The sequence below is a fragment of the Anoxybacillus sp. PDR2 genome (assembly GCF_009834045.1).
Taxonomy (GTDB): domain Bacteria; phylum Bacillota; class Bacilli; order Bacillales; family Anoxybacillaceae; genus Anoxybacteroides; species Anoxybacteroides rupiense.
The window spans coordinates 801839-814766 of the sequence record NZ_CP047158.1; the positions used below are offsets into that span (position 1 = coordinate 801839).

Here is a 12928-nt window from a genome sequence, read left to right on the forward strand (position 1 = left end):
CCTAAGCTTGTAGTGTTACGATCCTTTTGGAGCAAGCGGGACGAGAGGGCCAATAATCAATGATTCAGGCGGTGTGTCAAAAGCGGATGATAAATTTATCACGTCTGCATCTCCGATGAGAAAAATAGCAGAGCTCGTTACAGCTGTAAGATAAATGTCGCCTACTTGCACGTCACGGTTAATCACAGTATAGTTCATGATGTTCCTCCTTGCTTTGGAAGATGTTTAATAAAGCTTTCTAATGATTGCTCAATGTCTTCCTTCAGCTTCATAAATATCATATTCTCTATATTTTCCGATGATTTTTGATCTGGGACATATCCGCCATTCATGGTTTGCTGCAAATAGAAGCGGATCCGTTCATCGACTTGACGCTGAATATCTTGGAGAATAAACTGGCGATACGGATCATCTAAAGGATAGGCGTATTTCGCTTCGAGCTCTTGTAATACTTGCATGCATTCATTTTCCAAATAACCATTGACTTTGGTCTGAATATTGCCAAATAGGGCCGGCTCCGGTTTAGGAATAATCGTTTTTTCAGCATCGACTGCAAAATCTTCAATGGATCCCGTGCCATTTGGCGTGAGGCCGATATTTAACGTGCCTTCTAATGTTTCTACTTTGAGCTGATCAAATTTATACTCAATTCGTTCAATCATTGTTTGTGGATGCTGCTTGATTTCATGCAGCTCTTTCTCAAGAATGGCAAGCCGGTTTTCGATGGTTTGGATCTTGTTTGTTTGCCATAATAAATATTGCTGCAATTTCATAAAATAGTCGTATGGAAACAAGCTGCTCATAGTCGCTTCTCATCCTCTCAATGATCCCTTCTCTTTTCAATATATGGGCTATGAATGGTTGTCATCACTTTTTTTTGTCATTTTTTCGCGAGTTGCGGAATGAAGAGGGACCAATGGAGTGCTCGGCTCGCTTGCAGGGCCAGAGATGACGGCTTCAGGTGCAGGCCCAGTAAATCCGCCTGTGTTGCTTAATGTGGAAAGTGCCTGAATTTGCCCAGCGCTGCCGATTTGGAGCACGGATGAGTTGGTCACAGAGCCGATTTTAAATTGATAAATGTAGATGCTTTGGTTGATATAAAAGTTCATCGTGTCACTCCTTTATGCGTTGCCGACCACACTATCATCCATAAGATCTGCATCATTTGTGTTTGTATTGCTGTAATAATTATATATGCTTAAGCCGTTTCCTGTATTAAAAGAACCAGCACCGGCAAATGTTTTCGCGACGCTGTAAGGACTGATCGCAAAAACGTCGCCAATATGAAATACACCGCTGCTTCCGATACTGTTAAGTTTTACTACCCCAACGAATGCTGGCATCATCATACACCCTTTTTTTATTCTCGTTATAGGTTATGGGCGAATAGAGAAAAATGTGAATTTCTTTAATTGTTGGCGACATTATTGGCATCATTAACGTCAGGATCGGATGTGTTTGTAAAGCTGACAAATGTGTTGGTTTGCAAAAAATCTCCGTTATTTCCGCCGCCGGCGCCTTGATTGGATTTTAAGGCGCTTTTTGGCGCGATTTGCAGTACATCGCCAAAATTGACGGTTCCATCGCCGCTGACATGTGTGATTTTTATAGGCCCCCCGATAAAAGATGGCATATGACCACGTCCTTTCTCATCATAGGTATCTGTTTATCATTATATGGAGATGGAAATAAAGTGTTGAATATAAGATGGATGTCCCTATCGTTTTTTGTTTGCTCTTCATAAAATAACAGTAATACAAAAAAAGAGGATGATCGACATGCCAGCATTGATTTTGGGCGGTATCATGGTGACAAGCATTAGCGGAAATGGAACGGTAAATCTAGGAGATGTTTTACAAATTGCGCCAAAAAGTACAGCGAAGGCTTTTAGCGGAGGCGGCGGAGATAATGTAGGGAATTTTATTCAAACGAATGTCTTGTTTAGTGCCACTAATACTTTGGATCCAAGCTTGAAGGACGCTAGCAATATTGGAAACAATTAAAAGCGCTACAAACCTGTAGCGCTTTTCTTATGTAAAGGCTGTTTGAAGATATTTTGGAGAGATCGGCAGCCGGCCACGCCAAAATGTGATGTCGAAGTCGGCTTTCGCCTAGAGAGCAATGTGCTGGATCATTGATCCATACAAATGTGAAATAGTAAGTTACATCTATATCACCCATGTGTTATAATTTTATTGAATTTTCAGATAGATAAACACGGAGGGGAGAGAGAAAAATGAAAGTACCGTTGCTGCTGACCCAGTTTTTGGACCGAGCGGTGTCGTTATACGGCGACAAAATAGGGGTGATTGACGAAGGAAAGGAGCTTACATATCGCGAGCTAAATGACAGAGTCAATCAACTGTCACACGGTCTGAGGGATTTGGGGGTAAAAAAAGGGGATCGCGTGGCGTATTTGGCTCCGAATACGCTTGAAATGCTCGAAGGATTTTATGGGGTGTTTCAGCTTGGCGCGGTCATGGTTCCGTTAAACATTCGCTTAAAACCAGACGATTATTTGTTTATTTTAAATCATAGTGAAAGCAAAGTGCTGTTTGTAGATCAAGAGCTGTACCACTTGATTTTGCCGATTAAGGACAAGCTTGAAACCATCGAAGCGATCATTGTTCATGGGAAAAATCCGGAAACGAATGAAATCGCTTACGATGAATGGCTGACGCAGTTCACTTCTGCGCCATTCCAGCGCCCTGATATCGACGAGGATGATGTATGCAGCCTTCTGTATACGAGCGGAACAACCGGAAATCCGAAAGGGGTCATGCTTACACACCGGAATAATTATCTTCATGCGCTAATAACGATGCATCACCTGCGCGTATCAGATCGCGATAACTATTTGCATGTGCTGCCAATGTTCCATGTGAATGGGTGGGGATCTCCGTTTTATTATACGGCGAATGGAGCGACGCATATTTGCTTGCGAAAAGCGGCGCCAGAGCTGATTTTTGAATACATTCAAAAATATCAGGTTAATGTGATGCATATGGCTCCCACTGTGCTCAATTCATTATTGCAATATTACGAACAGCATGTTCCTATTATGGAGCATCCCGTTCGTGTTGTCATCGCTGGTTCCGCACCGCCGCCGGCCTTTGTCACACGCGTAGAAAAAGAGCTGGGCTGGGAGTTTATCCAAGTGTATGGCATGACAGAATCGTCGCCGCTAAGCACTGTTTCTACGATCCGCTCGCATCTAAGCGACTTGCCTCTTCATGAACAATACCGGATGAAAGCAAAGGCGGGACACGCCATGATCGGTTGCGAAGTAAAAGTGGTGAACGAGCATGGTGAAGCCGTTCCACATGACGGTCAAACGATTGGAGAAGTCGTTGTGCGCAGCAACGGTGTAATGAAAGGATATTGGAAAAATCCCGAGGCAACGATGGAAACGATCCGAAACGGCTGGCTTCATACGGGAGACATGGCTACAGTTGATTCGTATGGAAATATTGATATCGTTGATAGAAAAAAAGATATTATTATTAGTGGCGGCGAAAATATTTCTTCCATTGAGGTGGAAGGTGTTCTGTATGATCATCCATCCGTGTTGGAGGTGGCAGTGATTGCTGTGCCCCATGAAAAGTGGGGAGAAACGCCACATGCATTTGTCGTGACACGCCCAGGACATACGGTTACAGAGCAGGAGCTTATTGCTTTTTCACGAGAAAGACTCGCACATTTTAAAGCCATTACAGGTGTGACATTTGTGGATGAGCTTCCGAAAACGGCATCAGGGAAAATTCAAAAAGTGCATTTGCGCAAGGAATATTGGACGTCCATTGGAAAAGCAGACAGATATGTAAACTAAACGCGCAATGTCTTGGGGAGGAAAGGCCATTTGTTCATTGACAGATGGCCTTTGTTTTTTATATTGTTGAAGACATGAGCAGGCATGAGTGAATGGTGAGGTAAGACAATGAGCGAATTTCATTCTATTTCTGATACAGAACGTATTCAATCTGTCGATATGATGCGGGGGATTGCTATTTTGGGCATTTTTCTAGTCAATATGCCCCATTTTAACTCTCCTATCATGTATTTGAGCCACGGAAGCGGGTCGAGCCATGCTTCCGATCGCTTGACGGAAAAAATGATTGATATTTTTGCTGAAGCTAGCTTCTATCCATTATTTGCTTTTTTATTCGGTTTTGGCGTCATCATCTTTCGTGAACGAGTGCTGATGAAAAAGAGGCCGTTTGTCCGGCTTTTTGCCAGAAGGATGATTTCCTTGCTTTTAATCGGATGTCTCCATGCCTTTCTGATCTGGTATGGCGATATTTTAATTTCCTATGCTCTTACTGGAATGTTTATGCTATTGTTTCATCGGGCGTCCCCGCGTTCTCTCTTTGTCTGGGCATTGCTGCTTTGGCTCGTTCCCAACGGACTGCTTAGCGCTTTATTGGGGATTGCAGTATGGATAGAGCTTGGAAATTCGGATGCACCATCTGACGAAACCTTGGCTCACGAGGCTCTTCATCATTACCGAGACGGTACATTTGCAGAGATTTTTCAGCAGCGTTGGCACGACTGGATGTATGTAAACAACGCAGAAGGAACGATCTTTATTATTCTTTCGCTTTTGCCCATGTTTTTGTTCGGGGCGTACGTTGCCAAACAACAATGGTTTTCCTCTATTTCTGCCAATAAAAAAACATTGAAAAAACTGTGGCTCTTCACTCTTTTGTTCGGCTGGAGCTTGAAGCTTTTGCCGTACTGGGCGGAAAGAAATATGGCGACAGAATATATACAAAACATGCTGGGTGGGCCATTAACTTCTATTTTTTATGTGACCACCATTGCGTTATGTTCCGATATGAGGTGGGGAAATAAAATTCTTTCCACCTTTGCAGCTGTAGGCAAAATGTCGCTAACAAATTATTTATTTCAATCTATTTTGTGCACGTTATTGTTTTACCATTATGGCTTTGGATTATATGGAACGGTGCGTCCATTTTACGGATTGCTGTTGGCGGTTTTCATTTATAGCCTGCAAGTGGTCATCAGCAACAGATGGATGAAGCGCTATCGAACAGGACCGGTAGAATGGCTATGGAGAACAATCATATATGGGCAGAAGCAGCCGTTTAAAAGAACATAAAGAGATTCATGATCAAAATAAAAAATCTACTGAATCGGCTTTTTCAGTAGATTTTTATTCGATGCTAAGGGGATTTAGAAAGAGAATAATGATGCTGCTTAGAGGCTAGAGCCTCTCTTAATTGAATATTTAACAATTCATCGAGCTCTTGGCTGCACTGAATGGTTTCTTTGGCAGTTAGACCATATGTTAAAGCCAACTCAATCATCTGTTGTCTTTTTTCTTCAATCAACATGATCATTGTTTTTCACCAACGTTTTATTATGATGTTTTAGGAATATAGTATGGCGAATAGTATATCATCATTATACATAGAATGGGAAAGAAGGGAAGAGGTTCGCTAAAAAAAGACATAATATTCTATATTTCTACAAATTTTTGGGAGGGTTTGGACGACAAGATAGAGAATAATCAAAGGGAGAAAGGGAGGTCAAGGATCATGAAATTTGTGACAGCTAAGCGCCAAGGAACGTCATTTGTCGGCGTACTAAGCGCTCAAAATGAAGTCGTTCACTTGCAAATGGCGGAGCAGGCCATGGGAGAGGAGTCCACGCTGCCCCACTCGCTTATGGAGTGTATCGCGCTTGGTGATGCGTTTGTCGATAAAGTGCAGGAAATTGTCACATGGAGCGAGAAGCAGCGAGCTGTTGATTATGTCTATCCACTTGAAAGCGTCCAGCTGTTGGCGCCGATTCCGCGTCCCCTTAAAAATATTTTTTGCGTCGGGAAAAACTATGTCGATCACGCGCTTGAGCTTGGAAGCGCGGATGACATTCCGAAACATCTGATGCTGTTTTCTAAAGCGCCGACAACCGTAATAGGACATGAGTCCCTTGTTTTGCGTCATGCCCATGTGACAGAAGAATTAGATTATGAGGGAGAATTAGCGGTTGTTATCGGCAAAAAAGGAAAAGGCATTAAAGAAGAAGAAGCGTTGGACTACGTATTTGGTTATACGATTATCAACGATATTACAGCGCGGGATTTGCAGCAGCGCCACAAACAATTTTTGCTTGGCAAAAGCTTGGATACGTCTTGTCCGATGGGGCCATGGATCGTACATAAGTCGCTGATCCCTAACCCGAACCGCTTGCATATTGAAACGAAAGTGAATGGGGAAATACGGCAAAAAGCGAATACCGAACAGTTTATTTTTCCGGTTGAAACGATTATTTCTACGATTTCACAAGGAATGACGTTAGAGCCTGGCGACATTATTGCGACAGGGACGCCGGCTGGAGTCGGAAAAGGCATGAAACCGCCGCGTTTTTTGCAATCAGGGGACAGCGTGGAAATCACCATCGAAAAAATCGGCACGCTTCGCAATCGAATTGGCGAATAAGAATGTCATAAACAAGGGCTTTCCTTATCCGGAAAGCCCTTGTCAGACTGCTTAAACGCTTTTGTCTTTCGTCACTGGCTTCGCTCGTCAGCCCCTAAACGTCTTTGGTCAATTGGTATCTTCGCTAAAGCACATCCCCTTTGTCTGCCAAGTGTTTTCAAGTGAGTCTGATGTGAAACCAGCTCAATCCATGAAGGATGGTCAAAATGGTTGGACTGTCCAGAAAGTCAACTCTATAAAGCATTAAAGGGGCGTCTATAAGCCGGAAAACCGACTTATTAAGCCCCTGCTGTTCTCTTTGCTTTTATTTATTCATTAAACACCTTTTTCACTTTTTCGATTGCCCAGTCCAACTGTTCTTTCGTGATGATCAATGGAGGGGCAAAACGAATGACGGTGTCATGTGTTTCTTTGCATAGTAATCCTTCATTCTGCAATTTTTCACAATATGGACGGGCAGGCCCATGCAATTCAACGCCGATAAATAATCCGCGGCCACGGACCTCTTTAATATCAGGATGCTGAATTTCACGTAACTTCTCTTGGAAATAATCACCTAATTTAAAAGAACGTTCTGCTAGTTTTTCTTCAACAAGAACGTCGATGGCTGCGATGGAAACAGCGCAAGCGAGCGGATTACCGCCGAAGGTCGAACCGTGTGAACCTGGATTGAAAACGCCTAAAATATCGCGGTTGGCCGCTACGCAAGAAATCGGGAATACACCGCCGCCTAGCGCTTTGCCGAGGATGTACATATCCGGCACAACATTTTCCCAATCGCATGCAAACATTTTTCCTGAGCGGCCTAGGCCAGCTTGAATTTCGTCGGCAATATACAATACGTTGTGTTGTTTACATACTTCATAGGCGGCTTTTAAAAATCCTTCTGGAGGAATATTAATGCCTGCCTCCCCTTGGATCGGTTCAAAGATAAAGGCAGCCGTATTTGGTGTAATCGCTTTCTTTAATGCTTCCACATCGCCAAATGGGATCACTTTGATGCCAGGAAGCATCGGTCCGAATCCGCGCTGATACTCAGGGTTGGAAGACATGGAAACAGCGGTCATTGTCCGTCCGTGGAAATTATCTTCGCAAACGATAATTTCCGCTTTATTTTCTTCGATGCCTTTGACATCATACGCCCAGCGGCGCGCAGCTTTCACGGCTGTTTCTACCGCTTCTGCGCCTGTATTCATTGGTAAAACCATGTCTTTTCCTGTTAATTTGGCTACTTTTTCATACCAAGGGCCCAACTGATCGTTATGAAACGCTCGAGATGTTAAGGTAATGCGGTCTGCCTGTTCCTTGAGCGCTTGAATGATTTTCGGATGACGATGTCCTTGGTTGACGGCGGAATAGGCGCTTAACATATCCATATAACGATTGCCTTCAGGGTCTTCTACCCATACGCCTTCTCCTTTAGAAAGAACGACTGGCAGCGGATGATAGTTGTTTGCGCCAAACTGCTCAGTTAAGTGAATAATTTCTGTTGTTTTGCTCATGTGTGCTCCTCCTATTTGCAATATTCGCTCCATTATATATTATAGCAAAAATTATACGAGCTTGTTAGATTGGGAAAAAGAAGGAACTTTATGGCCTTTGTCCATTTTCTCGCTTGCAAAGAGAGCTTCTTACCTGATGGCGCGATGGAGCATTGCGTATGACGATATAAATACAACTCGATTCCTTCATTTTGTTTCCGTGTGAACAGGTGATGATCCAATTTCGGCGATCGCTCGACCGTCGAAAAATGGGGGCTCTGTTTTGGAAACGGCTATACGGCTTATCTTTTGATGATATGTATTCTATTTATAGACAAGCATGCCATTTCGTTTTTTTACAAAAACATGCTATGATGAAGAAAACGAATGCTGGAAAGGAGATCATTTTCGATGACGCATGCACACATTACAACATGGGTGATTGCTTTCATTTTATTTTTTGTTTCTTTGTCGATGTACAAAGCTCATTCTCCGAAGGCGAAAATCGCCCATATGGTTTTGCGCTTGTTTTATCTGCTCATTATCGCTACTGGAGCGATGCTATTGTTTAGCTTGTATTCGATTTCAGCGCTGTATATCGTAAAAGCGATTGTTGGTCTTTGGGTCATTGTCGCGATGGAGATGGTGACGGTCCGCGCCAAAAAGGGAGAGCGTGCCCAAAGTGCTTGGATTCAGCTTGTACTGGCTTTTGTGCTTGTTTTATATTTAGGACTTAAGCTTCCGTTAGGATTCCATGTTTTTTCCTAAACGACAGTCAAGTATTACTTATATTGAAAAGGGTGTCCCAATTACTGTGGACACCCTTTTTAGCTGATTTGTGTGCAAATAAACCGATTGCCTGTATGGAACGTCATTTCAAAGCGATCTTTATTCGTTTCGCCTCGCTCATAATAGTGTTGCACGTTCCCGATCAGCTCTGTATTATCAAAAATCATAAAATTGACGCCTGTACGCTTCTCAAACAAGAGCCCGTTATAGCAATACAGACAATCGTATAATGAAAAATTCAGTTTATTTAGCCATTCGATGAAGCCAAAAAACGTTTTTTCAGGAAGAGCATCAAGCCAGCTGCGATAAGCATACGGCAATCGTTTGCGAAAACGAACCAGCTCGCCCTTTTGCAGTAAAACTCTTGTTCCAGATAATTGAATTTCTCCATTGTGTTGATAATATCCGCGAAGCCAGCGGCCGAATCGGAAAATTTCGATTTCCTCATCACTCCACTCTGCAAGCAGTCCTGCTTCTTCCTCTTCTTCATCAAAAAAAACCCATTCCCCGTTTACATATTCAATTTCTCCTTGTATATAAGCGCGCTGTTGGACGGGAATCTGTGCCAACTTTTGTTCAAGAGTCAATTTTCCTCATCTCCTTTCTTTTTTCGTTTTCACCTATTTGCCCATCATTTATTCACTCTATTGGACAATTCATCGAAATCGCTGCATTTGCATACAATGAAAGCATGCCATAAAGGAAAACGGCGGAGAACGCTTAGCTTTAGAGAGAAAGATGGATTAACAAAGTTTACTCGCTCCACCCGGAGGGAGTTGGTTTCGCACAAGAGAGACGGTCGCCAGAGTAGATAAAGAAAAAAGCGGCGACGAGCGCCTAGCGCTTAGCTGCATATAATGAAAAAAAGCAACCTGTTTTTACGCTGAAGAAAAGAAAGGATTGATTCATATGTGTGGGATCACCGGTTGGGTGGATTTCCAGCGAGAGATGCGCACTGCACAACCAACCATTGAAAAAATGACGGAAGCATTGGCAAAGCGCGGTCCAGATGATACAAACTACTGGTTAGACCAGCATGTGGCATTTGGACATAAACGACTTGTCGTCGTCGATCCAGCAGGCGGCATACAGCCGATGACAAGACAAAAACATGGCAGTGATTATACAATTTGTTATAATGGCGAACTGTATAATACCGAAGAAATTCGCAAAGAGCTTTTAAAAAGGGGCTATACATTTCAAGGCCATTCGGATACAGAAGTATTATTAACAGCCTATATCGAGTGGCAAGAAACATGTGTGGACTATCTTAATGGAATTTTTGCATTCGCCATTTGGGATGGAAAAAATGAAAAATTGTTTTTAGCAAGGGATCGCTTAGGAGTTAAACCGCTCTTTTACCGCCATATTGGAGGCAGTTTATTATTTGGTTCCGAGATTAAAGCGATTTTGGCACATCCTGAAGTAAAGACAGAAATCGGCCGCGAAGGATTGGCGGAAGTGTTTGGATTGGGGCCGTCTCGAACTCCAGGGCACGGAGTATTTAATGGCATTCATGAATTGCGTCCAGCCCATATGCTTATCTATTCGCGAGAAGGTATCAACATTCGCCGCTATTGGAACGTAAAAAGCCATGTCCACTCCGATTCGCTTGAAGAGACGGTAGAGAAAGTCCGTTTTCTACTGACTGATGCAGTGACGCGACAGCTTGTATCCGATGTACCTGTTTGTACGTTTTTATCAGGTGGGGTGGACTCAAGCGCCATTACTGCCATAGCCGCCAATGCGTTTGAAAAGGCTGGGAAAGGTCCGTTGCATACGTATTCGATTGATTATGAAGAGAATGATCAGTACTTTACAGCGAATGATTTTCAACCGAATGCCGATGGTCCTTGGATTGAGAAAATGTCGAATACATTTTCGACGATTCACCATCGTTGTGTCATTTCGCAGCAAGATTTAGCTGATTATTTAACAGAGGCCGTTACAGTACGTGATTTACCAGGAATGGCCGATGTAGACTCATCGTTGCTTTGGTTTTGTCAACAAATTAAGAAAGACTTTGTTGTTAGCTTATCAGGAGAGTGCGCCGATGAGATTTTTGGTGGATATCCATGGTTTCATCGCCCAGATGATTTGGCGCGAAATGGATTCCCTTGGATGCGGTCTACGAAGGCACGAGTGGATTTGCTTCAAGAAAAATGGCGGAAAAAATTGCGCTTAGATGAGTATGTGCAAACGCGATTTCGTGAAACGATCGCAGAGGTTCCAAGATTGGAAGGAGAAAGTGCCGTCGAAGCGAAGCGGCGCGAGCTGTTTTATTTAAATATGATTTGGTTTATGACAACCCTTCTTGATCGCAAAGACCGAATGAGCATGGGAGCGAGCCTAGAGGTGCGTGTGCCATTTGCTGATCACCGTTTAGTAGAATATGTATGGAACATTCCATGGGAAATGAAAATGTACGGAAATCGAGAAAAAGGAATATTGCGTCGAGCGCTGGAAGGAATTTTGCCAGAAGAAGTGCTATATCGCAAGAAAAGCCCTTATCCGAAAACACATCATCCTCTTTATACAGAATTAGTCAAAACGAGACTGAAAGAAATATTAAAAGAGCGATCCTCCGCACTGTATGAATTTTTTGAAGCTGAAAAGCTAAAAGAAATGGTGGAAACAGGAGGGAAATCATTTCAAACGCCTTGGTTTGGCCAGCTGATGACAGGCCCGCAGCTGCTTGCTTATTTGTGCCAAGTTCATACTTGGTTTGAGCATTATTCCATTCAAATTAAAGATTAAAAAAGAAAAAGGAGAAGCCTTTGTTTACCAAGCTTCTCCTTTGCTTTTTATCATGTCGTTCCCACGGGAAATTGGACAAGGGATTTATGGCACCAAGCCTTTGATCGCCAGCGCCATAGCATGAATAGTCCACGCAGCCATTCATCAGCAATAAAAGAAATCCAAATACCGATGAGCCCCAAACCAAAATAAATGCCAAGAATATAGGAAAGTGCGACGCTTACTCCCCACATCGATGCAATTCCCATGTAAACAGGAAACTGCACATCGCCCGCTGCCCGGAGCGAACTAATAATCACTAGATTAAATGAACGGCCCGGTTCAAGTAAAATAGTTAGCAATAACAGCGTTTTTCCCATTTCGATGATCTCTTTGTTATGTGTAAAAAATGAGAGCAGGGGTTCAGCCAATAGATAGCATGTAAAAGCCATAGCAATAGAAATCGAGATGGCGCTATACAAGCTTTTTAAGCAGCGCGCGTATGCTTGCTCATATTGCTTGGCTCCAACGAAATAACCGACGAGAATTTGCGTGCCTTGGCCGACGGCAATGCCAAACAGAAAAACAAACATGATCAGATTTTGCGTATAGATTTTTGCTGTTAGCGCTTCAGTTCCCATCCATGTAATAAAGTATGTGATCACCATTTGCGCTGTATTGTAGGCCAAATTTTCTCCGGCAGCAGGGATGCCGATTTTCAGCAAGCTACGAATGTGATGCATAGGCAAATAGGCGAAGCGTGATAGCGACGGAATCAAGTTCGTTCGCTTGGCCAAAAGGAAAAAGATAGCGATTAATGCGATGATTCGACTAATGGTGGTAGAAATGGCGACTCCTTTGACCCCTAAAACCGGAAGACCAAATGGCCCAAAAATAGAAATGTAATTTCCGATGATATGAAGGATGTTCATGCCGACGGTAATATACATCGTGTCGCGAGTATACCCATGGCTTTTTAAAATGGCCCCAGCCGTCATCATAAGAGCCTGAACAAATAAAAAACCGCCAACGATGGCTAAATAAGAATAGGCTTCATCTAAAAGTTCATCAGGCAGCTTCATGGCATATAATAGTTGCTTTCCAAATAACAGGAGAATGGCACTAAGAAAAAAACTAAAGAAAAAGTTAGCGCTTATGGAAGCAAGGGCAACTTCTCTCGTATTTTTGACATCTTTTGCGCCGATATATTGAGCGACCAAAATAGCAGTACCCATTGCCACAAAATCGAACATGACGATAACAAGAAAAATAATTTGGTTCGCGACGCCGACAGCGGCGACGGCCTGATCAGAATAGTGGCTGAGCATGAGTGTATCAGCACTGCCCATCAACATATACAGAAGCGTTTCGATAAAAATCGGCCAAGTCAGTGCGAATAATGACAAGTGTTTATGATTAGACATAATCGTTCCCTCCTTTATAGCTGAAAGCGACGGCAGT

General features: G+C 43.0%; 15 protein-coding genes. 6 read left to right on the top strand and 9 right to left on the bottom strand.

The features are described from left to right. Nucleotides 1–15 precede the first annotated feature (15 nt). The 5 genes from GRQ40_RS03900 to GRQ40_RS03920 all read right to left on the bottom strand — a co-directional run bounded on the left by GRQ40_RS03900 (nucleotide 16) and on the right by GRQ40_RS03920 (nucleotide 1633). Nucleotides 16–198: a hypothetical protein gene (locus GRQ40_RS03900; RefSeq protein WP_044745671.1), complete on the bottom strand. Its 183-nt coding sequence runs from the start codon at nucleotides 196–198 to the stop codon at nucleotides 16–18. Beyond that, the gene (locus GRQ40_RS03905; protein ID WP_370514184.1) at nucleotides 195–803 is read right to left on the bottom strand and encodes a spore germination protein GerPC; all 609 of its coding nucleotides are present in this window, start codon (nucleotides 801–803) and stop codon (nucleotides 195–197) included. The genes GRQ40_RS03900 and GRQ40_RS03905 overlap by 4 nt, the downstream gene beginning before the upstream one ends. 48 nt (nucleotides 804–851) lie before the next feature. Beyond that, nucleotides 852–1109: a spore germination protein GerPB gene (locus GRQ40_RS03910; RefSeq protein ID WP_159719400.1), complete on the bottom strand. Its 258-nt coding sequence runs from the start codon at nucleotides 1107–1109 to the stop codon at nucleotides 852–854. Nucleotides 1110–1121: 12 nt separating this feature from the next. Then, nucleotides 1122–1343 (bottom strand): spore germination protein, encoded by a 222-nt coding sequence (locus GRQ40_RS03915; protein ID WP_044745674.1) that lies wholly within the window; start codon nucleotides 1341–1343, stop codon nucleotides 1122–1124. Nucleotides 1344–1408: 65 nt separating this feature from the next. Continuing rightward, entirely contained in the window at nucleotides 1409–1633 is a 225-nt protein-coding gene (locus GRQ40_RS03920; RefSeq protein WP_044745675.1) for a spore germination protein, read from the bottom strand. A gap of 145 nt (nucleotides 1634–1778) precedes the next feature. On the opposite strand from GRQ40_RS03920, the gene GRQ40_RS03925 reads away from it, so the two are divergent. From GRQ40_RS03925 to GRQ40_RS03935, 3 genes are all read left to right on the top strand, one after another. After that, entirely contained in the window at nucleotides 1779–2003 is a 225-nt protein-coding gene (locus tag GRQ40_RS03925; RefSeq protein ID WP_159719401.1) for a spore germination protein, read from the top strand. Nucleotides 2004–2236: 233 nt separating this feature from the next. Further along, nucleotides 2237–3829 carry a long-chain-fatty-acid--CoA ligase gene (locus GRQ40_RS03930; protein WP_159719402.1) on the top strand — a complete coding sequence of 531 codons (1593 nt, stop codon included), beginning with the start codon at nucleotides 2237–2239 and terminating at the stop codon, nucleotides 3827–3829. Nucleotides 3830–3937: 108 nt separating this feature from the next. Then, nucleotides 3938–5119: a DUF418 domain-containing protein gene (locus tag GRQ40_RS03935; protein WP_159719403.1), complete on the top strand. Its 1182-nt coding sequence runs from the start codon at nucleotides 3938–3940 to the stop codon at nucleotides 5117–5119. A 64-nt stretch (nucleotides 5120–5183) separates the two neighbouring features. Here GRQ40_RS03935 and GRQ40_RS03940 read toward each other — a convergent pair whose 3' ends face one another. Continuing rightward, entirely contained in the window at nucleotides 5184–5360 is a 177-nt protein-coding gene (locus GRQ40_RS03940; RefSeq protein WP_159719404.1) for an aspartyl-phosphate phosphatase Spo0E family protein, read from the bottom strand. 198 nt (nucleotides 5361–5558) lie between these two features. On the opposite strand from GRQ40_RS03940, the gene GRQ40_RS03945 reads away from it, so the two are divergent. Then, a complete protein-coding gene (locus GRQ40_RS03945; protein ID WP_159719405.1) occupies nucleotides 5559–6461 on the top strand; it encodes a fumarylacetoacetate hydrolase family protein in 903 nt (300 codons plus the stop codon). A 308-nt stretch (nucleotides 6462–6769) separates the two neighbouring features. On the opposite strand, the gene GRQ40_RS03950 is transcribed toward GRQ40_RS03945, so the two are convergent. After that, nucleotides 6770–7963, bottom strand: a complete 1194-nt coding sequence (locus tag GRQ40_RS03950; protein WP_159719406.1) for an ornithine--oxo-acid transaminase — start codon at nucleotides 7961–7963, stop codon at nucleotides 6770–6772. Nucleotides 7964–8353: 390 nt separating this feature from the next. On the opposite strand from GRQ40_RS03950, the gene GRQ40_RS03955 reads away from it, so the two are divergent. After that, nucleotides 8354–8710, top strand: coding sequence for a YisL family protein (locus tag GRQ40_RS03955; protein ID WP_044745683.1), 357 nt, complete (start codon nucleotides 8354–8356; stop codon nucleotides 8708–8710). 59 nt (nucleotides 8711–8769) lie between these two features. Here GRQ40_RS03955 and GRQ40_RS03960 read toward each other — a convergent pair whose 3' ends face one another. Next, nucleotides 8770–9318, bottom strand: coding sequence for a DUF2777 family protein (locus GRQ40_RS03960; protein ID WP_159719407.1), 549 nt, complete (start codon nucleotides 9316–9318; stop codon nucleotides 8770–8772). Between the two features lie 322 nt (nucleotides 9319–9640). Between GRQ40_RS03960 and asnB the strand changes: the two genes are divergently transcribed. Further along, nucleotides 9641–11488: an asparagine synthase (glutamine-hydrolyzing) gene (gene asnB / locus GRQ40_RS03965; RefSeq protein ID WP_159719408.1), complete on the top strand. Its 1848-nt coding sequence runs from the start codon at nucleotides 9641–9643 to the stop codon at nucleotides 11486–11488. A gap of 50 nt (nucleotides 11489–11538) precedes the next feature. Here the strand turns inward: asnB and GRQ40_RS03970 are convergent, their stop codons facing one another. Next, nucleotides 11539–12894 (bottom strand): MATE family efflux transporter, encoded by a 1356-nt coding sequence (locus tag GRQ40_RS03970; protein WP_370514199.1) that lies wholly within the window; start codon nucleotides 12892–12894, stop codon nucleotides 11539–11541. Nucleotides 12895–12928: the final 34 nt, after the last annotated feature.

Bases quoted from the DNA above. Each gene is read 5' to 3' on its own strand.
- GRQ40_RS03900 (WP_044745671.1), bottom strand. From the start codon at position 198: ATGAACTATACTGTGATTAACCGTGACGTGCAAGTAGGCGACATTTAT.
- GRQ40_RS03905 (WP_370514184.1), bottom strand. From the start codon at position 803: ATGAGCAGCTTGTTTCCATACGACTATTTTATGAAATTGCAGCAATAT.
- GRQ40_RS03910 (WP_159719400.1), bottom strand. From the start codon at position 1,109: ATGAACTTTTATATCAACCAAAGCATCTACATTTATCAATTTAAAATC.
- GRQ40_RS03915 (WP_044745674.1), bottom strand. From the start codon at position 1,343: ATGCCAGCATTCGTTGGGGTAGTAAAACTTAACAGTATCGGAAGCAGC.
- GRQ40_RS03920 (WP_044745675.1), bottom strand. From the start codon at position 1,633: ATGCCATCTTTTATCGGGGGGCCTATAAAAATCACACATGTCAGCGGC.
- GRQ40_RS03925 (WP_159719401.1), top strand. From the start codon at position 1,779: ATGCCAGCATTGATTTTGGGCGGTATCATGGTGACAAGCATTAGCGGA.
- GRQ40_RS03930 (WP_159719402.1), top strand. From the start codon at position 2,237: ATGAAAGTACCGTTGCTGCTGACCCAGTTTTTGGACCGAGCGGTGTCG.
- GRQ40_RS03935 (WP_159719403.1), top strand. From the start codon at position 3,938: ATGAGCGAATTTCATTCTATTTCTGATACAGAACGTATTCAATCTGTC.
- GRQ40_RS03940 (WP_159719404.1), bottom strand. From the start codon at position 5,360: ATGATCATGTTGATTGAAGAAAAAAGACAACAGATGATTGAGTTGGCT.
- GRQ40_RS03945 (WP_159719405.1), top strand. From the start codon at position 5,559: ATGAAATTTGTGACAGCTAAGCGCCAAGGAACGTCATTTGTCGGCGTA.
- GRQ40_RS03950 (WP_159719406.1), bottom strand. From the start codon at position 7,963: ATGAGCAAAACAACAGAAATTATTCACTTAACTGAGCAGTTTGGCGCA.
- GRQ40_RS03955 (WP_044745683.1), top strand. From the start codon at position 8,354: ATGACGCATGCACACATTACAACATGGGTGATTGCTTTCATTTTATTT.
- asnB (WP_159719408.1), top strand. From the start codon at position 9,641: ATGTGTGGGATCACCGGTTGGGTGGATTTCCAGCGAGAGATGCGCACT.